Here is a 14,932-nt window from a genome sequence, read left to right as displayed (position 1 = left end):
GGTCCATCCGGTATGCGGTGTCAACTGCGCAGTGGGTCTTCCATCTCATCCATAGGCTGTACCGGCGGTGGTGTGAAGCCATTGATGTCGCGGGAAGACTTTTCCAGTACCAGCACAATGGCAGTATTCAGTGCGCCAAATGCCCAACTGATCAGGAAAAATACCGAATAAGCCGACAGCTTGTCGGCAAACAGCGCATTGCCGTGCAATGTTAACTCTGCAGGGTCGAAAATCGAGAAAAACACACTGGTAGCCAGTGCGGCGATCAGAAAAGACGGCCAGAACAGCAGGATGCCTTTTTTCATGGTCAGTGCTCCTCATCATGCGTTTGTAATTGCATTGAGACTAGACTGTCCCGCGCAAGGTTCAAGTCAGAGGCACAGATGCCCGGCCGGTACAGTGGATTGTATGCAATGTCCCGTCAGGTGCAGTTGCATTGGCAGCATGTTGTTTTGTCGGCTTTGCAGCGCAGCAAGCCTCCAGAAGGTGGTAAACTTTGCCCCGGACAAAGATTTTCATCAATCAGCCGTGGCCTGCTGCATGGTCAGCGCCCGGTTGCGGCTGTTCTGCAAAGCAAATGGAGCCCCTGCATGACCTCTTCGATCTTCGCCGCGGTGGAACTGGCCCCGCGCGACCCGATTCTTGGCCTGAACGAAGCTTTCAACGCCGATACCCGTTCCTTCAAGGTAAACCTGGGTGTGGGTGTTTACAGCGACGACAATGGCAAGATCCCGCTGCTGGCTGCTGTTAAAGCCGCGGAAAAGGCCCGTGTTGATGCGCTGCTGCCGCGCGGCTATCAGCCGATCGAAGGCCCGGCTGCTTATGACAGCGCCGTGCAAAACCTGCTGTTCGGTGCCGACAGCGCGCTGATCAGCAATGGTCAGGTAGTGACTGCCCAGGCTCTGGGCGGTACCGGTGCACTGAAGATCGGTGCCGACTTCCTGAAACGCCTGAACCCGGAATCCAAGGTTTACATCAGCAACCCGTCGTGGGAAAACCACCGCGCGCTGTTTGAATCCGCCGGTTTCGAAGTAGAAAACTATCCTTACTACGACGCGGCCACCCGTGGCGTTGACTTTGCTGGCATGAAGTCCTTCCTGCAAGGCCTGGCCGCTGGTTCCGTCATCGTGCTGCATGCCTGCTGCCACAACCCGACCGGTGCCGACCTGTCCGACGCCCAGTGGGCTGAAGTAGTCGAAGTGTGCCGTGCCCAGGGTCTGGTTCCTTTCCTGGATATGGCATACCAAGGCTTTGCTGACGGTATCGACGCTGACGCTGTTGCTGTGCGTCTGTTCTCGGCTTCCGGCCTGCAATTCTTCGTATCCAGCTCCTTCTCCAAGAGCTTCTCGCTGTACGGTGAGCGTGTTGGTGCCCTGTCCATCGTGACCGCCAGCAAGGAAGAAACCGGCCGCGTGCTGTCGCAACTGAAGCGTGTGATCCGTACCAACTACTCCAACCCGCCGATCCATGGTGCTGCCATTGTCGCTGCCGTGCTGTCCAGCCCCGAGCTGCGTCAGCAGTGGGAAGACGAACTGGCTGGCATGCGTGACCGCATCCGCGCCATGCGTACCGGTCTGGTTGATGCCATCAAGGCACAGGGCGTGGAACAGGACTTCTCCTTCGTTGCCCAGCAACGTGGCATGTTCTCCTACACCGGCCTGACTGCAGCCCAAGTCGAAGTGCTGAAGAGCGAGTTCGGCATTTACGCCGTATCCACCGGCCGTATCTGCCTGGCCGCGCTGAACAGCAAGAACCTGCCTTACGTGGCTGAAGCCATTGCCAAGGTCGTCAAGGGCTGATTTGTCTGCCCCTGACAGGAAAAACCCCGCTACGGCGGGGTTTTTTATTGTGTCTTGTGTAGCTGTGCTCTTCAGTCTGTTTGAGATGGCGAACGGCTAAGGCGGATGCGCAGCAGGCCGGGGCTGGTCTCGATGGCCTTGATGGTCAGGCGCGCAGCCAGCGGTTTGCCCAGCAGCGGATAGTCCAGGTATTGGCGCACACGGTCCAGTGCATCCAGGTGAATGGTGGCGATATCCTGTTCCAGCGTCAGCCAGTCCAGTGGTTTTGCCAGTTGTTGCAGGGTCTTGTGGCCGAATGCACCTTCCATCACTCCCAGCAGCAGTCCACCCAGGAGGCGACGGGTCGTGGAGGGGGAGATGGCCTCGCCCTGAACGTGATAGTGCAAGCGGATCTGCCTGCTGTGCCAGACTATGGGCAGGAAGTCGAAGTGCAGGGTCAGCCGGGCGGCAAGGGGCTGGTGGGCAGTCAGATGCAGGGTGCTGTCGCGGCTGAGCAGTGACAGGCTGTCAATCTGCAGGGCATCGCCATTCAATGCTTGCTGCAGTTTACGCAGCAGCCAGGCTTCCTGTAGGGAAACGCCATCCCGGTGCAGGGTGGGTCTTTGTTGCCAGCCTCTGATCAGACGGCTTTGCCAGTGATGATTCATGTTCAGGCAAACAGGGTGCGCGCCCCTTCGAAGCGGGCGGAGAAGTAGCTGTTGTCCAGCCTGTCCACCCGGATGGCGCTATTGGTGCGCGGGGCATGCACGAATTTGTTGTCACCAATATAAATGCCCATGTGGGAGAAGGAGCGGTTCATGGTGTTGAAAAACACCAGGTCGCCCACCTGCATCTGGCTGTTACTGATGGGGCGCGCCAGGTTGGCAATCTGGGCGGCGTTGTGCGGTAACTTCACGCCCACGGCATTCAGATAGATGTAGCTGACCATGCCGCTGCAATCCAGCCCGGCCTCCGGATTGGCACCGCCGAACTTGTAGTCCAGATCCAGCAGGCCCAGGGTGTACATGAGAATTTCCCGGCCCGCGCCATCGGCCTTCAGGGCAGACAGCGTTTTGTCCTGTGATGGATAGGGCCGCACGTGGCTGGTCTTCTTCGGCGGTGTGCCGCAGCCGCTCAGCCACAAAGCCAGCGTGCCCAGCATGGCGCCGCCCAACAGGCGGCGGCGTTGCGGGCAGGGCAGGGTGGGCCGGGTTTTGCTCATGATTGTTTTGCCTCTAGTTCTTCCCAGCGGGCCAGTTTTTCCAGCAGCAATTCGTCAATGGCTTCAATGCGCTGTTGCCAGGCAATGGCTTCCTTGGGGGTGTCGCGATAGCAGTTCGGGTCAAGCAGTTGCTGGTTCAGCGTGGCTTGTTCCTGTTCCAGTGCGGCAATTTCGTCCGGGAGGGCGGACAGCTCGCGGGTTTCATTATAAGAAAGCTTGCGATTGCTCCGCTGCTTCTCCGGCTTGGCCGTAGCAGCCGGCTTGTTGGCTGTCGTGGTGGCCTTGCTGACCACCGTTCCCTGCATGGCCGCCATGCGCGCCTTGGTGTCTATCCAGTCCTGATAGCCGCCCGGATATTCTTCCAGCTGACCGTTGCCTTCAAAAGCAATCACCTGGGTGACCACATTGTCGAGGAAGGCCCGGTCGTGGCTGACCAGAAAGACAGTGCCGCTGTATTGAGCAATCACGTCTTCCAGAAGTTCCAGCGTATCGATATCCAGGTCATTGGTGGGTTCGTCCAGCACCAGCACGTTGGCCGGACGGGTGAACAGGCGCGCCAGCAACAGGCGGTTACGCTCGCCGCCGGACAGCGAGCGCACCGGGCTGCGTGCCCGCTGCGGCGAGAACAGAAAGTCTTCCAGATAGCTCATCACATGCTTCTTGACCCCGCCGATTTCAACGAAGTCATTACCCTGGCTGATGATGTCGGCCACGCTGGTGTCCTCGTCCAGCTGTTCGCGGAACTGGTCGAAATAGGCAATTTCCAGCTTGCTACCTTGCTTGATGTTGCCGCTGTCGGCTTCCAGCTGACCCAGGATCAGCTTGAGCAGGGTGGTCTTGCCTGCGCCATTGGGGCCGATCAGGCCGATCTTGTCACCGCGCAGGATGCGGGTGGTGAAGTCCTTGATCAGGGTGCGGCCCTCAAAGCCCTTGCTGACATGTTCCAGCTCGGCTACCAGCTTGCCAGAGCGCTCACCGGCATCCAGCTGGAAATTGACCTGCCCCACGCGCTCGCGCCGGGCGCTGCGTTCACGGCGGATGGCTTCCAGTCGGCGCACACGGCCTTCATTACGGGTACGGCGCGCTTCGATGCCTTTGCGAATCCACACTTCTTCCTGGGCGTGGAATTTGTCAAAGATGCGGTTCTGCTCTTCTTCAATGGCGATTTCTTCGGCCTTGCGTACCTGATAGGCGGTGAAGCTGCCCGGATAGCTGCGCAGGATGCCACGGTCCAATTCCACAATGCGGGTGGCGACATTGTCCAGAAAGCGCCGGTCGTGGGTAATCAGCAGCACGCTGCCACTGAAATTTTTCAGCAGGCCTTCCAGCCATTCAATGGCGGCGACGTCCAGGTGGTTGGTCGGTTCGTCCAGCAGCAGCACGTCCGGCTTGGCGGCCAGGGCGCGGGCCAGTGCCACGCGTTTTTTCCAGCCGCCTGACAGTTCGCGGATCAAGGTGTCCGGTTGCAGGTCCAGATGGGAGAGGGTGGTGGAAATCAGCGCATCAAACTGCCAGCCATCCCGTGCTTCCAGTGTGTGCTGCAGCGTCTCCATGCGTGCCAGGGCGGTTTCATGATCGGCATCGGGCTGGGTCAGTTGCTGGGTTACCTGATGGTATTCGCTCAGCAAGGCTTTCAATTCGCCCAGTCCGCTGGCAACCGCGTCAAAAACGGTGTCGTCCGGGTTGAGTTCCGGCTCCTGTGCCACGTAGGCCACGCGCACATCGCCCTTGATGTTGATGCGCCCGTCGTCCAGCGTGATGGCACCCGCAATGCCCTTGAGCAAGGACGACTTGCCGGCACCATTGCGGCCAATCAGGCCAACCACTTCGCCCGGTTCCAGCGCGAAATCGACATTATCCAGCAAAGCGTGATGGCCAAAAGCCAGGCAGGCCTTTTCAACAGAAATCAATGACATTGCAGCATCTTGTAATCAGTGTTCAATGGCCGCAATTGTAACATGCGGCGTGCTGGCCCTTGCGGACTTGGGTTACAATGCGCGCCAACTCGGAATGGAAAGGAATGCCATGTATTTTGTTGACCGCTCGGTTGCCGTCATCAAGCCCAAACAGCCATTTTTGGATTGGCTCAATGCCGTGCCCGGCAACGATATGGTGGATTTGACCCTGGACAGCCTGCGCAGTGACTGCACGGTGATTCTGCTGCCGGAGTTCAACGAGCCGGAAGAAGCCGTTGCCCATATCGACGAGCAGTACGAGCAATTGTTCAAGATTGAAGTGGCGTCCTGGTATGACGACGAAGACCTGTGGCCTCAGGACATGTCGCTCAAGGCCTTCTGGGAATGGTTTGATGTGGAAATCCACTCAACCGTACTGGACACGGTAGAAGGCGATATCAGCAACAGTCCGGCAGGCGAGCTGTAAGCCACCTCATGCACAAGGCCCGCTTGCTGCCGCCCTTTGCGCTGCAGTTACGCCCGTCCCGCATCTTCCTGATTCTGGTGCTGTGTGTGCTGGCCTTGTCTGCTGTCTTGTTGATGCTTTATCAGCCGCGCATGTGGGCGCTTATTCCGTTGCAGTGCCTGCTTGGGTGGTTTGCCTTGCGCACCAATGGCTGGGGAAATTCGCACCGGGTGCTGCGTATCGAAGTGGATGCGCATGGTCGTATGTGGTGGTTGCAAACTGACCAGGTCATGCAAGTGCAGCTGCGCGACCACTGTTTTGTGTCACCCTTGTTTGTCATCGTCAATGTGACGGCCGCAGGCCGTCATCACCGTTGTCTGCTGTTGCCGGACAGTGCCGATCAGGAAGCACTGCGGCAATTGCGGGTATATCTGCTGTGGTTCCATCCGGAAGCAGAGCGGGATACACCTGCTGTTTTGGAAAAACCATGATGCAAAGAACTACGCTGAACGAATGGTTGCAATGGCTGGAGGGCCTGCATGTCACCACCATAGACATGGGTCTGGAACGGGTACGCAAAGTGTGGAGTGCCATGCAGCTGCAGCCCAACTTCCCGGTCATCATGGTGGCTGGCACCAATGGCAAGGGTTCGGTCTGTGCCATGCTGTCCACCATGTATCAGCGCGCCGGTTTCAAAGTGGGTTGTTATACCTCGCCGCATATCCAGCACTATAACGAGCGGGTGGCGATTGATCTCAAACCGGTGAGTGATGAACGCATCATCAACAGTTTTGCCGCCATCGATGCCGCGCGTGGTGATACCTCGCTGACCTATTTCGAGTTCGGCACCCTGGGGGCCATGCACAGCTTTATCGAAGAAAAAGTCGATGTGGCCATCATGGAAGTCGGTCTGGGTGGACGTCTGGATGCGGTGAACATCTTTGAACCGGATGTGTCGGTGGTGGTGAGTGTGGATATCGACCACGCTGCCATTCTGGGTGATAACCGCGAGGATATCGGCTTCGAGAAAGCCGGTATCTACCGACCAGGTAAGCCTGCCATCTGCGCAGACCCGCAGCCGCCGCAGCGCCTGCTGGATCATGCTGCGTCCATCGGTGCCGACCTCAAACTGCTGGGCCGCGATTACAGCTATTCCCGCATGGACAATCAATGGTCCTTCCAGATGGGCAGTGCACGACGCCATGCCTTGCCAATGCCTGCGCTGCGTGGTGGCTACCAGCTGGGTAATGCTGCAGCGGCATTGGCGGTGCTCGACTGTCTGCATGAGCGCCTGCCCGTTGGCATTGGTGCGCTCAAGCAAGGCCTGGTTGAAGTGGAATGGCCCGGCCGTTTCCAGGTATTGCCGGGGCGGCCGGTGGTGGTGCTGGATGTCGGACACAATCCGCATGCGGTCAAGGCCATGGTGGCCAGCCTGCGCCAGTTGCCGTTTGCCGAAAACCGTTACGCAGTGTTTTCCATGCTGGCGGACAAGGACCTGGCTGCCGTGGCCGAACTGGCCAAAGATGAATTCGATGGATGGTACGTGGCTGGCCTGGATATGCCACGCGGGCAGAGCGGCACCTCGATTGCCGCGCAGCTGAAGACGCTTGGCATTGGCAAGGTGCAGGCTTTCGAAGATGTCGCTTCCGCCTGGCAAGCTGCCTTATCGGCAGCGGGCGAGAATGATAGAATTACCGTTTTTGGCTCTTTCCACACTGTTGCCGAGGTGCTGGAAGCCCGTCGGCAACGCACTTGAGGATGGCATGGCCCTGTCTGCCCACGATGAACTGATTTTGTTGCGCAAGCGTGCCAGGCGTCGCCTGGTGGGCGCGGTTGTGCTGGTGACGGTATCTACTGGTGTGCTGTGGAATGTGGTCGGCCATCTGCCGGATCAGCAAATGCGCCCGGAATCGGTGGAAATTGCCAGTGAAGCCTCAGGCACACCGGCTGAGGCTGCGCTGCCGCCTGCGGTGCATGTCGCCACTGCGTCTGCGCCTGCTGTTGGCAAGTCGGTGGCATCGGCTCCGGCCCTGCTTGCCGCATCGGCACCTGCAGTCAAGAGTGCAGGAACCCAGCTGCCCGCAGACCTGAACTCGGTTGTTCCGGACAAGCCTGCTGCCAATGTTGTCGCTCCGGCCGCAGTTGCCGCCGTGGCAACGGCAGGTGCCATCGCCACCGGGCAGGCCAAAGCCAAGGCCGCGGAAGGGGCGAGCCAGCCGCTGGTGCATGAGCCGCCAAAAAAGAAAGTGGCCAGCAAGCCTTTGGACACTCACCCGCCCGTTGCGGCAGAAAGCAAGCCGGCCAAGGTGGAGAAACCAGCTCCGGCCAAGCACAAACAGCCTGACCCGGCTGCCATTCTGGCAGGTCATTTCGATGACGAGCCGGCGAGCAAGCCATCTGCTGTAAAGAAAAGTGAGTCCAAGCTGGAAAAAGTGGATAATGTCGGCAATGGCAAATCCGTAATCCAGCTGGCAGCATTGTCGGACCCGGCCAAGGCCGATGCACTGAAGAACAAACTGTCTGCATTGGGTGTATCTGCCCACTTCAGCAAGGTGCAAACCAGCAAGGGTGAAGTCACTCGGGTGCGGGTTGGTCCGTTTGCCAGCCGGGCAGAGGCTGAAGCTGCATTGCGCAAGCTTTCCCAGGCTGGGGTTTCCGGCATTGTCGTGAGCAAGTAAGCAACGATGACTGTCTTTGACTACATTGTGATAGCCATCCTGCTTGGCTCTGTGCTGGTAGCCATGGTGCGCGGTCTGGTGGCCGAGGTGCTGTCGCTGAGCTCCTGGCTGCTGGCTTTCTGGTGTGCCAAGGAGTTGTCGCCAATGGTGGCAAGCTTCATGCCCAACGAGTTGCCAAGCCAGGGTTTGCGTCTGCTGGCTTCTTTTGTGCTGCTGTTTTTCCTGTCGTGGCTGGCCACGGCATTATTGCGTATTACTCTGACCAGTCTGCTGGATTCGGCTGGTCTGGGTGGTTTGAACCGATTGATGGGTGCCGTGTTTGGCCTGGCTCGCGGGCTGGTGTTGGTCACGGTGCTGGTGCTGGTGGGCGGCTTGAGTGACATGCCGCGCCAGCCTATGTGGAGGAATGCGGTATTGGCCGCTCCATTCGAATCACTGGCCTTGTCATTAAGGCCCTGGCTGCCAGCCATGCTGGCAGACAATCTGCATTACACCGGTTAGTGTGATGGAACAGGCGGATTATCTTGATATCTTCACCTCAAGATTTCCGCCTTTTTCTTTGGCTGTAGGTTTTGTCTGAAAATCCTGGTAGTTGGGAAGAGAGAGTAGAGCAATGTGTGGAATTCTAGGCGTGGTAGGGCAGTCCCCCGTCAATCAGTTGTTGTATGACGGACTGCAAGTGCTGCAGCACCGTGGGCAGGATGCGGCGGGTATTGTCACCTCCAGTGGCAAGACCTTTCACATGCACAAGGGCAGCGGCATGGTGCGCGATGTATTCCGCACCCGCAATATGCGCTCCCTGATGGGCAATGCCGGTATCGCACATGTGCGTTACCCGACTGCCGGTTCTGCCTCCAGTCTGGCCGAGGCTCAGCCGTTTTATGTCAACTCGCCCTTTGGCATTGTGTTGGCGCATAACGGTAACCTGACCAATACTGACGAGTTGAAGGCGGACATGTTCCGTCACGATCTGCGTCATATCAATACCAATTCCGACTCGGAAGTCCTGCTCAACGTATTCGCCCATGAATTGGCCGAGCGTGTGGTGGGCTTTGAATTGAGCGTGGATGCCATCTTTGGTGCCATCGAGGCTGTGCATCGCCGGGTGCGAGGTGCTTATGCCGTGGTGGCGCTGATCGCTGGTTATGGCCTGGTTGCTTTCCGCGACCCCAACGGCATTCGTCCGCTGGTGATCGGCAGCACGCAAACCAGTGGCAAGGCCGAGTACATGTTTGCTTCCGAATCGGTTGCGCTGGACTGCTCCGGCTTCAGCACCCTGCGTGATGTCGAGCCGGGTGAGGGTGTGTTTGTCAGCTTTGATGGTGATTTCCACGCCCGTCAATGTGCCAAGGAAGTGCGCCACGCGCCCTGCCTGTTCGAATATGTCTACTTCGCCCGTCCGGATTCGGTGATCGACGGTGCGTCGGTTTACCAGGCACGTATCGTGATGGGCGAGAAACTGGGTGAGAAAATCCGTCGCGTATTGCCGGAACTGGACATCGACGTGGTGATGCCGATTCCGGATACCAGCCGCCCCAGTGCCCTGGCGCTGGCCAACAGCCTGGGCCTGCCGTACCGCGAAGGCTTCATCAAGAACCGCTACATCGGCCGCACTTTCATCATGCCTGGTCAGGCCGTGCGTAAAAAGTCGGTTCGCCAGAAGCTCAACCCGGTTGCCTGCGAATTCAAGGACCGCAATGTCCTGCTGGTGGACGATTCCATCGTGCGCGGTACCACGTCCAAGGAAATCGTGCAGATGGCGCGCGATGCAGGGGCCCGGAAAGTGTACTTTGCCTCTGCGGCACCGGCAGTTCGCTTCCCCAATGTTTACGGCATCGACATGCCGACCCGTGCCGAACTGCTGGCCACCGGTCGCACCGAACTGGAAATTGCGGCAGAAATTGGCGCAGATGCGGTGATTTACCAGGATCTGTCCGCTTTGCAGGAAGCTGTGCATTCGGTGAATCCGAAGCTGCATGAATTCGAAACTTCCTGCTTTGACGGCAAATACATTACTGGCGATATCACTGCTGCTTATCTGGATGCCATCGAGTGCGCACGTGGTGCCGACAAGAAAGAGGAAAATCCGGTCAGCACCCAGATGATTGATTTGAACCTGAATGTGGCAGAGCAAAACCTGATGTAAGTCAGGTGCAGAAAAACCGGCTGCGGCCGGTTTTTTTTATGGTGGCGCGCACTTGCTGCCAAGGGCTGGCATCGTTATGCCGCAATTTCATTTAGATAAATGCCCCTGATCAGGCAAGATAGCCTGCACAAGAAGGTGACAAGCCATGGTGGCTTGCTGCCGGCAACAAGATTCGAGAATCATCATGTCAGTCGAAAATACAGCACAGCACTATCATCCAGAAACCTTGGCCATCCGTGGTGGCCGTGAAAGCAGTGAATATCGCGAGCACAGCCAGGCCCTGCATTTGACTTCCAGCTTCTGTTACGAGTCGGCAGAGCAGGCTGCTGCCATGTTCATGGGTGAAATCGAAGGTTACACCTATTCCCGCTTTACCAATCCCACTGTCACGACCTTCCAGCAGCGACTGGCCTTGATGGAAGGCGGCGAGCGTGCCATTGCCACCGCTACCGGCATGGCTGCCATTCAGGCCATCATGATGAGCCTGCTCAAGGCGGGCGATCACATTGTCTCCTCACAAAGCCTGTTCGGTTCCACCACCAATCTGTTTGCCGGCTTGCTGGCCAAATTCGGCGTGGAAACCACCTTCGTCGATGCGCGTGATCTGACAGCCTGGGAGGCGGCGGCCAAGCCTAATAGCAAGCTGTTTTTCCTGGAGACACCTTCCAATCCGCTGACCGAGATTGCTGATATTGCAGCTGTTGCGGACATTGCTCATCGTCATGATGCCTTGCTGGTTGTGGATAACAGTTTCTGTTCGCCGGCCTTGCAGCAGCCGCTGAAACTGGGGGCTGATCTGGTCATGCATTCGGCCACCAAATATCTCGATGGCCATGGCCGGGTGATGGGTGGTGCGGTGGTGGGGAGTCATGCACTGGTAGAGCAGGTGTATCTGCATGTGCGTACCGCTGGCCCGACTTTGGCACCATTCAATGCCTGGGTGCTGCTGTCTGGTCTGGAAACCTTGTCGTTGCGTATGGAAAAGCACAGTGCCAATGCACTGGAACTGGCGCGCTGGCTGGAGGCGCATCCCGCCATCGAACGTGTCTACTACCCGGGTTTGGCCAGCCATCCGCAGTATGAGCTGGCGCAGCGCCAGCAGAAAGCCGGTGGTGCGGTGGTGTCGTTTGTGGTGAGGGGTGGGCGTGCCGGGGCATGGCGATTGGTTGATGGTGTGCAACTGATTTCACGCACTGCCAATCTTGGCGATGTAAAGAGTACAATTACCCACCCGGCATCAACCACGCATGCGCGGGTGGCACCTGAGGTGCGTCAGAGAGCCGGCATTGAGGAAGGCCTGATTCGAGTAGCAGTGGGCCTGGAAAATGTCGAGGACCTGAAAAGGGACCTGGCACGTGGACTTGACTAAATATTGATACCTGCGTTTCATTCAAACGAACGGCAGTCTAGACTTTAGACTGCCGTTTTCGCGATGGTGTACTGGAAATCCATCCATATTGCAAGGAGGGTGCTCTTGACACTGATCAAATTAAAACGTAAGTTTGAAACGCTTGTTCGAAAGTTGAGATGGACAAGACTAAATACCCTGCAAGTACAAAAAAGGCACAAGAGAACATGGAAGCCAGCCGCCCGGATACGGCAACACGCATTCTTGACGTTTCCGAGAGGCTGTTCGTGGAGCACGGTTTTGAGGCTACCTCGCTTCGCATGATTACTCAGCAGGCCGAAGTCAACCTGGCCGCAGTGAACTATCACTTCGGCTCGAAGGATGCACTGTTTGAAGCCGTGTTCATGCGCAGGCTGGCGCCCTTGATTGCGTCCTGTCTGGCTGAGCTCGACGAGCTGGAGGCAAGAGAAGAGAAGCTGTCAGTGGAAAGCCTGGTCACGACCTTTATCCGGCCGTGTCTGGCGCTGTCCAAGGACCCTGCGAGGGGCGGGGCCCTGTTTGTCAGACTTCTGTCACGTACATTGGTGGAAAACCACCGACTGCTGCGTGAAACCATCTCACAGCAATACAGTGTGTTCGTGCAACGCTACTCACGCGCATTTCATCATGCGCTGCCAGAGCTTGGGGTGGAGGAGTTGGCCTGGAGAATGCATTTTGCATTCAGCGTCATGTTCAACGCTTTTGCCGGAAATGATGTGCTGAAGATTTTCACCCGCAGCCAGATTGTTTCCGCCAGGGATCCAGACATGATCGTGAAGTATCTTGTGCCATTTGTGGTTGCCGGGTTGGTCTCGCCTGTCAAGGGTTAGCAGGGTCAACACGAGGGTAAATCACAATGTTTGCTGCTGTTCTTCTCATCGCACTGCTTGGTGTGATGGCGTATTATCGCGCGCCGGTGCTGGCGTGGACTGTGGGGCTGGCTGCCTGGCTTGCCAGCCTGCAATTTGCGTTTGGCTGCCCGGTTTCCACCATTGCCTGGGGTGTGTTTGCACTCCTGGCTGTCGTGCTGAATATCGTTCCGCTGCGTCGTGCCGTTTTCACCGGCCCGGTATTCGGTATCTTCAAGAAAATCACCCCGGCCATGTCGCAGACCGAACAGGAAGCGATCAATGCTGGTACGGTGTGGTGGGATAGGGATCTGTTCTCCGGCAAGCCGGATTACCAGCGCCTGCTGGCCTTTCCGGATGCCAAGCTGAGCGCAGAAGAGCAAGCTTTCCTGGATGGCCCGACTGAGCAGCTGTGCGCGATGATCGATGACTGGAAGATCACGCACGAGCTGAAAGATTTGCCGCCGGAAGTATGGCGGTTCATCAAGGACAACGGCTTCCTGGGCATGATCGTCAAGAAGAAGTATGGCGGTCTGGAGTTCTCCAACTATGCCCACGCCAAGGTCGTCACCAAGATCGCCACGCGTGGCGGTTCCGCTGCGGTGTCGGTCATGGTGCCCAACTCGCTCGGCCCGGGCGAATTGCTGCAGCACTATGGCACTGAAGCACAGAAAGATTATTACCTGCCGCGTCTGGCCAAGGGCGTGGAGGTGCCGTGCTTTGCGCTGACCAGTCCTTATGCTGGTTCGGATGCTGGCAGCATTCCTGACTACGGCATTGTCTGCCGTGGCAGCTATACCGACCCGCGCACTGGCCAGCGTCACGAAGATGTGCTCGGCTTGCGTGTCAGCTGGGAAAAACGCTGGATTACCCTGGCCCCGGTCGCAACCATTCTGGGTCTGGCGTTCAAGATGTACGATCCGGACCACCTGCTGGGCGATAAGGAAGAAATCGGTATCACCTGCGCACTGGTGCCGACCGAGCATGAGGGCGTTTGCATTGGCCGTCGTCATTTTCCCGGTGGTGCAGTGTTCATGAACGGCCCTACCTGGGGTAAGGATGTGTTCATTCCGTTGGAATGGATCATTGGCGGGCGTGAGTTTGCCGGTCAGGGCTGGCGCATGCTGGTGGAGTGCCTGTCGGTTGGTCGTTGCATTTCCCTGCCCGCCATGTCGGTGGCCTGCGGCAAGGTGACTACATTCACCACCGGTGCGTATGCTCGCATTCGCGACCAGTTCGGCTTGCCTATCGGCAAGTTCGAAGGCGTGGACGAAGCCATGGCGCGCATCGCTGGTTACACCTACCAGATGGAAGCCGCGCAGGACCTGGCACTCACCGGTCTGGACATGGGTGAAAAGCCATCCGTGCTGTCTGCCGTGCTCAAGTACCACAACACCGAGCGCATGCGTAAGACCATCAACGACGCGATGGACATTCACGGCGGCAAGGCAGTGGTGCTGGGGCCGCGCAACTATCTGGCGCGTGCCTATCAATCCATCCCGATCGGCATTACGGTGGAAGGTGCCAACATCCTCACCCGTTCGATGATCATCTACGGTCAGGGTGCCATCCGCTGCCATCCCTTTGTGTTGCGCGAGATGAAAGCCGCCATGGCCAATGATGCTGCCGAGTTTGATCGTGCTATTACCGGTCACATCAACTTCGTCATCAGCAATGTGTTTCGGTCGCTGTGGCTGGGGCTGACCGGCGCGCGCTTTGCCGGTGCACCGCGCGGTGGCGAAACTGCGCTTTACTACAAGCAGATCACTCGTTTTTCCAGTGCCTTTGCCTTGCTATCCGATATGGCCATGTTCAGCCTGGGCGGCACGCTGAAGTTCCGCGAGAAGCTGTCCGCTCGTCTGGGGGATATGCTGTCCAATCTCTACATCGCCACGGCCTGCCTCAAGCGTTTCGAACGCGAAGGCGCGCAGAAGGAAGACTTGGCAGTGCTGCGCTGGGCGGTAGAAAACGCGCTATTTGATCTGCAGCAGGCTATGGACGGTTTCCTGGCCAACCTGCCCAGTCGTGGTCTGGCCTGGGTGCTGCGCAAGATCATCTTCCCGTGGGGCCTCACCCTCAAGCCGGCTTCTGACCGCATTGGCACCAAGGTGGCCCGCGCCATGATGGAGCCGGGTGGAATGCGCGACCGCTTGACTCGCGGCATGTACGTATCGCCTTCGGAAGAAGATGCCGTCGGTGTGCTGCGCCATGCGCTGGATGCCATCCTGACAACAGAGCCTGTCGAACAGAAGCTGCGCAAGCTGGCACGTGATGGCAAGTTCTCGCGCATTACTGCACGTGAGCGGCTGGAAGAGGCCTTGCAAGGCGGCTTGATCACCCAGGCTGATTTTGATGCGGTCATCCGTGCGCGCAAGCTCAAGCGCGATGTCATCATGGTGGATGATTTTGACATGGCACTGGAGCAGCATGATGCAGGGCTGCTGAAACGCCACATTTTCTAAGTCTGTTTTCTACACTGAATGGATTGCCGGGTGCGAGTTCACCCGGCCGT

At 57.9% G+C, this 14,932-nt stretch carries 14 protein-coding genes; 10 read left to right on the top strand and 4 right to left on the bottom strand.

Annotated features, from left to right (window positions below; translation table 11 throughout):
• Window positions 1-20: 20 nt before the first annotated feature.
• Window positions 21-305, bottom strand: a complete 285-nt coding sequence (locus tag HWX34_RS00160; protein ID WP_178970422.1) for a hypothetical protein — start codon at window positions 303-305, stop codon at window positions 21-23.
• A gap of 285 nt (window positions 306-590) precedes the next feature.
• Between HWX34_RS00160 and HWX34_RS00155 the strand changes: the two genes are divergently transcribed.
• A complete protein-coding gene (locus HWX34_RS00155) occupies window positions 591-1,799 on the top strand; it encodes an amino acid aminotransferase (RefSeq protein ID WP_178970421.1) in 1,209 nt (402 codons plus the stop codon).
• A gap of 71 nt (window positions 1,800-1,870) precedes the next feature.
• Here HWX34_RS00155 and HWX34_RS00150 read toward each other — a convergent pair whose 3' ends face one another.
• From HWX34_RS00150 to HWX34_RS00140, 3 genes are read right to left on the bottom strand one after another with little or no spacing between them, the layout of a single operon-like run.
• Window positions 1,871-2,446: a hypothetical protein gene (locus tag HWX34_RS00150; protein ID WP_178970420.1), complete on the bottom strand. Its 576-nt coding sequence runs from the start codon at window positions 2,444-2,446 to the stop codon at window positions 1,871-1,873.
• A gap of 2 nt (window positions 2,447-2,448) precedes the next feature.
• Entirely contained in the window at window positions 2,449-3,000 is a 552-nt protein-coding gene (locus tag HWX34_RS00145) for a C40 family peptidase (RefSeq protein ID WP_255496503.1), read from the bottom strand.
• Window positions 2,997-4,916, bottom strand: a complete 1,920-nt coding sequence (locus HWX34_RS00140) for an ATP-binding cassette domain-containing protein (protein ID WP_178970419.1) — start codon at window positions 4,914-4,916, stop codon at window positions 2,997-2,999. Before HWX34_RS00140 ends, HWX34_RS00145 begins: the two co-directional genes overlap by 4 nt.
• Before the next feature lie 109 nt (window positions 4,917-5,025).
• On the opposite strand from HWX34_RS00140, the gene HWX34_RS00135 reads away from it, so the two are divergent.
• The 9 genes from HWX34_RS00135 to HWX34_RS00095 all read left to right on the top strand — a co-directional run bounded on the left by HWX34_RS00135 (window position 5,026) and on the right by HWX34_RS00095 (window position 14,882).
• The gene (locus HWX34_RS00135; protein WP_178970418.1) at window positions 5,026-5,382 is read left to right on the top strand and encodes a hypothetical protein; all 357 of its coding nucleotides are present in this window, start codon (window positions 5,026-5,028) and stop codon (window positions 5,380-5,382) included.
• An 8-nt stretch (window positions 5,383-5,390) separates the two neighbouring features.
• The gene (locus HWX34_RS00130) at window positions 5,391-5,852 is read left to right on the top strand and encodes a protein YgfX (protein WP_178970417.1); all 462 of its coding nucleotides are present in this window, start codon (window positions 5,391-5,393) and stop codon (window positions 5,850-5,852) included.
• Window positions 5,852-7,117 (top strand): bifunctional tetrahydrofolate synthase/dihydrofolate synthase, encoded by a 1,266-nt coding sequence (gene folC, locus HWX34_RS00125; RefSeq protein WP_178970530.1) that lies wholly within the window; start codon window positions 5,852-5,854, stop codon window positions 7,115-7,117. The genes HWX34_RS00130 and folC overlap by 1 nt, the downstream gene beginning before the upstream one ends.
• A 7-nt stretch (window positions 7,118-7,124) precedes the next feature.
• Complete coding sequence (locus HWX34_RS00120) at window positions 7,125-8,039, top strand: SPOR domain-containing protein (RefSeq protein WP_178970416.1); 915 nt, start codon at window positions 7,125-7,127, stop codon at window positions 8,037-8,039.
• 6 nt (window positions 8,040-8,045) lie between these two features.
• Window positions 8,046-8,540 carry a CvpA family protein gene (locus HWX34_RS00115; RefSeq protein ID WP_178970415.1) on the top strand — a complete coding sequence of 165 codons (495 nt, stop codon included), beginning with the start codon at window positions 8,046-8,048 and terminating at the stop codon, window positions 8,538-8,540.
• A 112-nt stretch (window positions 8,541-8,652) separates the two neighbouring features.
• Window positions 8,653-10,185 carry an amidophosphoribosyltransferase gene (purF, locus tag HWX34_RS00110; RefSeq protein ID WP_178970414.1) on the top strand — a complete coding sequence of 511 codons (1,533 nt, stop codon included), beginning with the start codon at window positions 8,653-8,655 and terminating at the stop codon, window positions 10,183-10,185.
• 184 nt (window positions 10,186-10,369) lie between these two features.
• Window positions 10,370-11,554 carry an O-succinylhomoserine sulfhydrylase gene (locus HWX34_RS00105; protein WP_178970413.1) on the top strand — a complete coding sequence of 395 codons (1,185 nt, stop codon included), beginning with the start codon at window positions 10,370-10,372 and terminating at the stop codon, window positions 11,552-11,554.
• 206 nt (window positions 11,555-11,760) lie between these two features.
• Window positions 11,761-12,402 carry a TetR/AcrR family transcriptional regulator gene (locus tag HWX34_RS00100; RefSeq protein WP_178970529.1) on the top strand — a complete coding sequence of 214 codons (642 nt, stop codon included), beginning with the start codon at window positions 11,761-11,763 and terminating at the stop codon, window positions 12,400-12,402.
• Between the two features lie 26 nt (window positions 12,403-12,428).
• Window positions 12,429-14,882 carry an acyl-CoA dehydrogenase gene (locus HWX34_RS00095; RefSeq protein WP_178970412.1) on the top strand — a complete coding sequence of 818 codons (2,454 nt, stop codon included), beginning with the start codon at window positions 12,429-12,431 and terminating at the stop codon, window positions 14,880-14,882.
• Window positions 14,883-14,932 lie beyond the last annotated feature (50 nt).

Origin of the sequence: Aquitalea sp. LB_tupeE (assembly GCF_013391415.1) — a bacterium.
Classification (GTDB): domain Bacteria; phylum Pseudomonadota; class Gammaproteobacteria; order Burkholderiales; family Chromobacteriaceae; genus Aquitalea.
Note: the sequence above shows the minus strand (reverse complement) of the source record. Positions and strands in the feature narration are given on the sequence as shown.

What these genes read in the sequence shown, in the direction of transcription:
- HWX34_RS00115 (WP_178970415.1), top strand. Translation starts at nt 8,046, where the DNA reads ATGACTGTCTTTGACTACATTGTGATAGCCATCCTGCTTGGCTCTGTG.
- HWX34_RS00130 (WP_178970417.1), top strand. Translation starts at nt 5,391, where the DNA reads ATGCACAAGGCCCGCTTGCTGCCGCCCTTTGCGCTGCAGTTACGCCCG.
- HWX34_RS00140 (WP_178970419.1), bottom strand. Translation starts at nt 4,916, where the DNA reads ATGTCATTGATTTCTGTTGAAAAGGCCTGCCTGGCTTTTGGCCATCAC.
- HWX34_RS00155 (WP_178970421.1), top strand. Translation starts at nt 591, where the DNA reads ATGACCTCTTCGATCTTCGCCGCGGTGGAACTGGCCCCGCGCGACCCG.
- folC (WP_178970530.1), top strand. Translation starts at nt 5,852, where the DNA reads ATGCAAAGAACTACGCTGAACGAATGGTTGCAATGGCTGGAGGGCCTG.
- HWX34_RS00105 (WP_178970413.1), top strand. Translation starts at nt 10,370, where the DNA reads ATGTCAGTCGAAAATACAGCACAGCACTATCATCCAGAAACCTTGGCC.
- HWX34_RS00120 (WP_178970416.1), top strand. Translation starts at nt 7,125, where the DNA reads ATGGCCCTGTCTGCCCACGATGAACTGATTTTGTTGCGCAAGCGTGCC.
- purF (WP_178970414.1), top strand. Translation starts at nt 8,653, where the DNA reads ATGTGTGGAATTCTAGGCGTGGTAGGGCAGTCCCCCGTCAATCAGTTG.
- HWX34_RS00135 (WP_178970418.1), top strand. Translation starts at nt 5,026, where the DNA reads ATGTATTTTGTTGACCGCTCGGTTGCCGTCATCAAGCCCAAACAGCCA.
- HWX34_RS00150 (WP_178970420.1), bottom strand. Translation starts at nt 2,446, where the DNA reads ATGAATCATCACTGGCAAAGCCGTCTGATCAGAGGCTGGCAACAAAGA.
- HWX34_RS00100 (WP_178970529.1), top strand. Translation starts at nt 11,761, where the DNA reads ATGGAAGCCAGCCGCCCGGATACGGCAACACGCATTCTTGACGTTTCC.
- HWX34_RS00095 (WP_178970412.1), top strand. Translation starts at nt 12,429, where the DNA reads ATGTTTGCTGCTGTTCTTCTCATCGCACTGCTTGGTGTGATGGCGTAT.
- HWX34_RS00145 (WP_255496503.1), bottom strand. Translation starts at nt 3,000, where the DNA reads ATGAGCAAAACCCGGCCCACCCTGCCCTGCCCGCAACGCCGCCGCCTG.
- HWX34_RS00160 (WP_178970422.1), bottom strand. Translation starts at nt 305, where the DNA reads ATGAAAAAAGGCATCCTGCTGTTCTGGCCGTCTTTTCTGATCGCCGCA.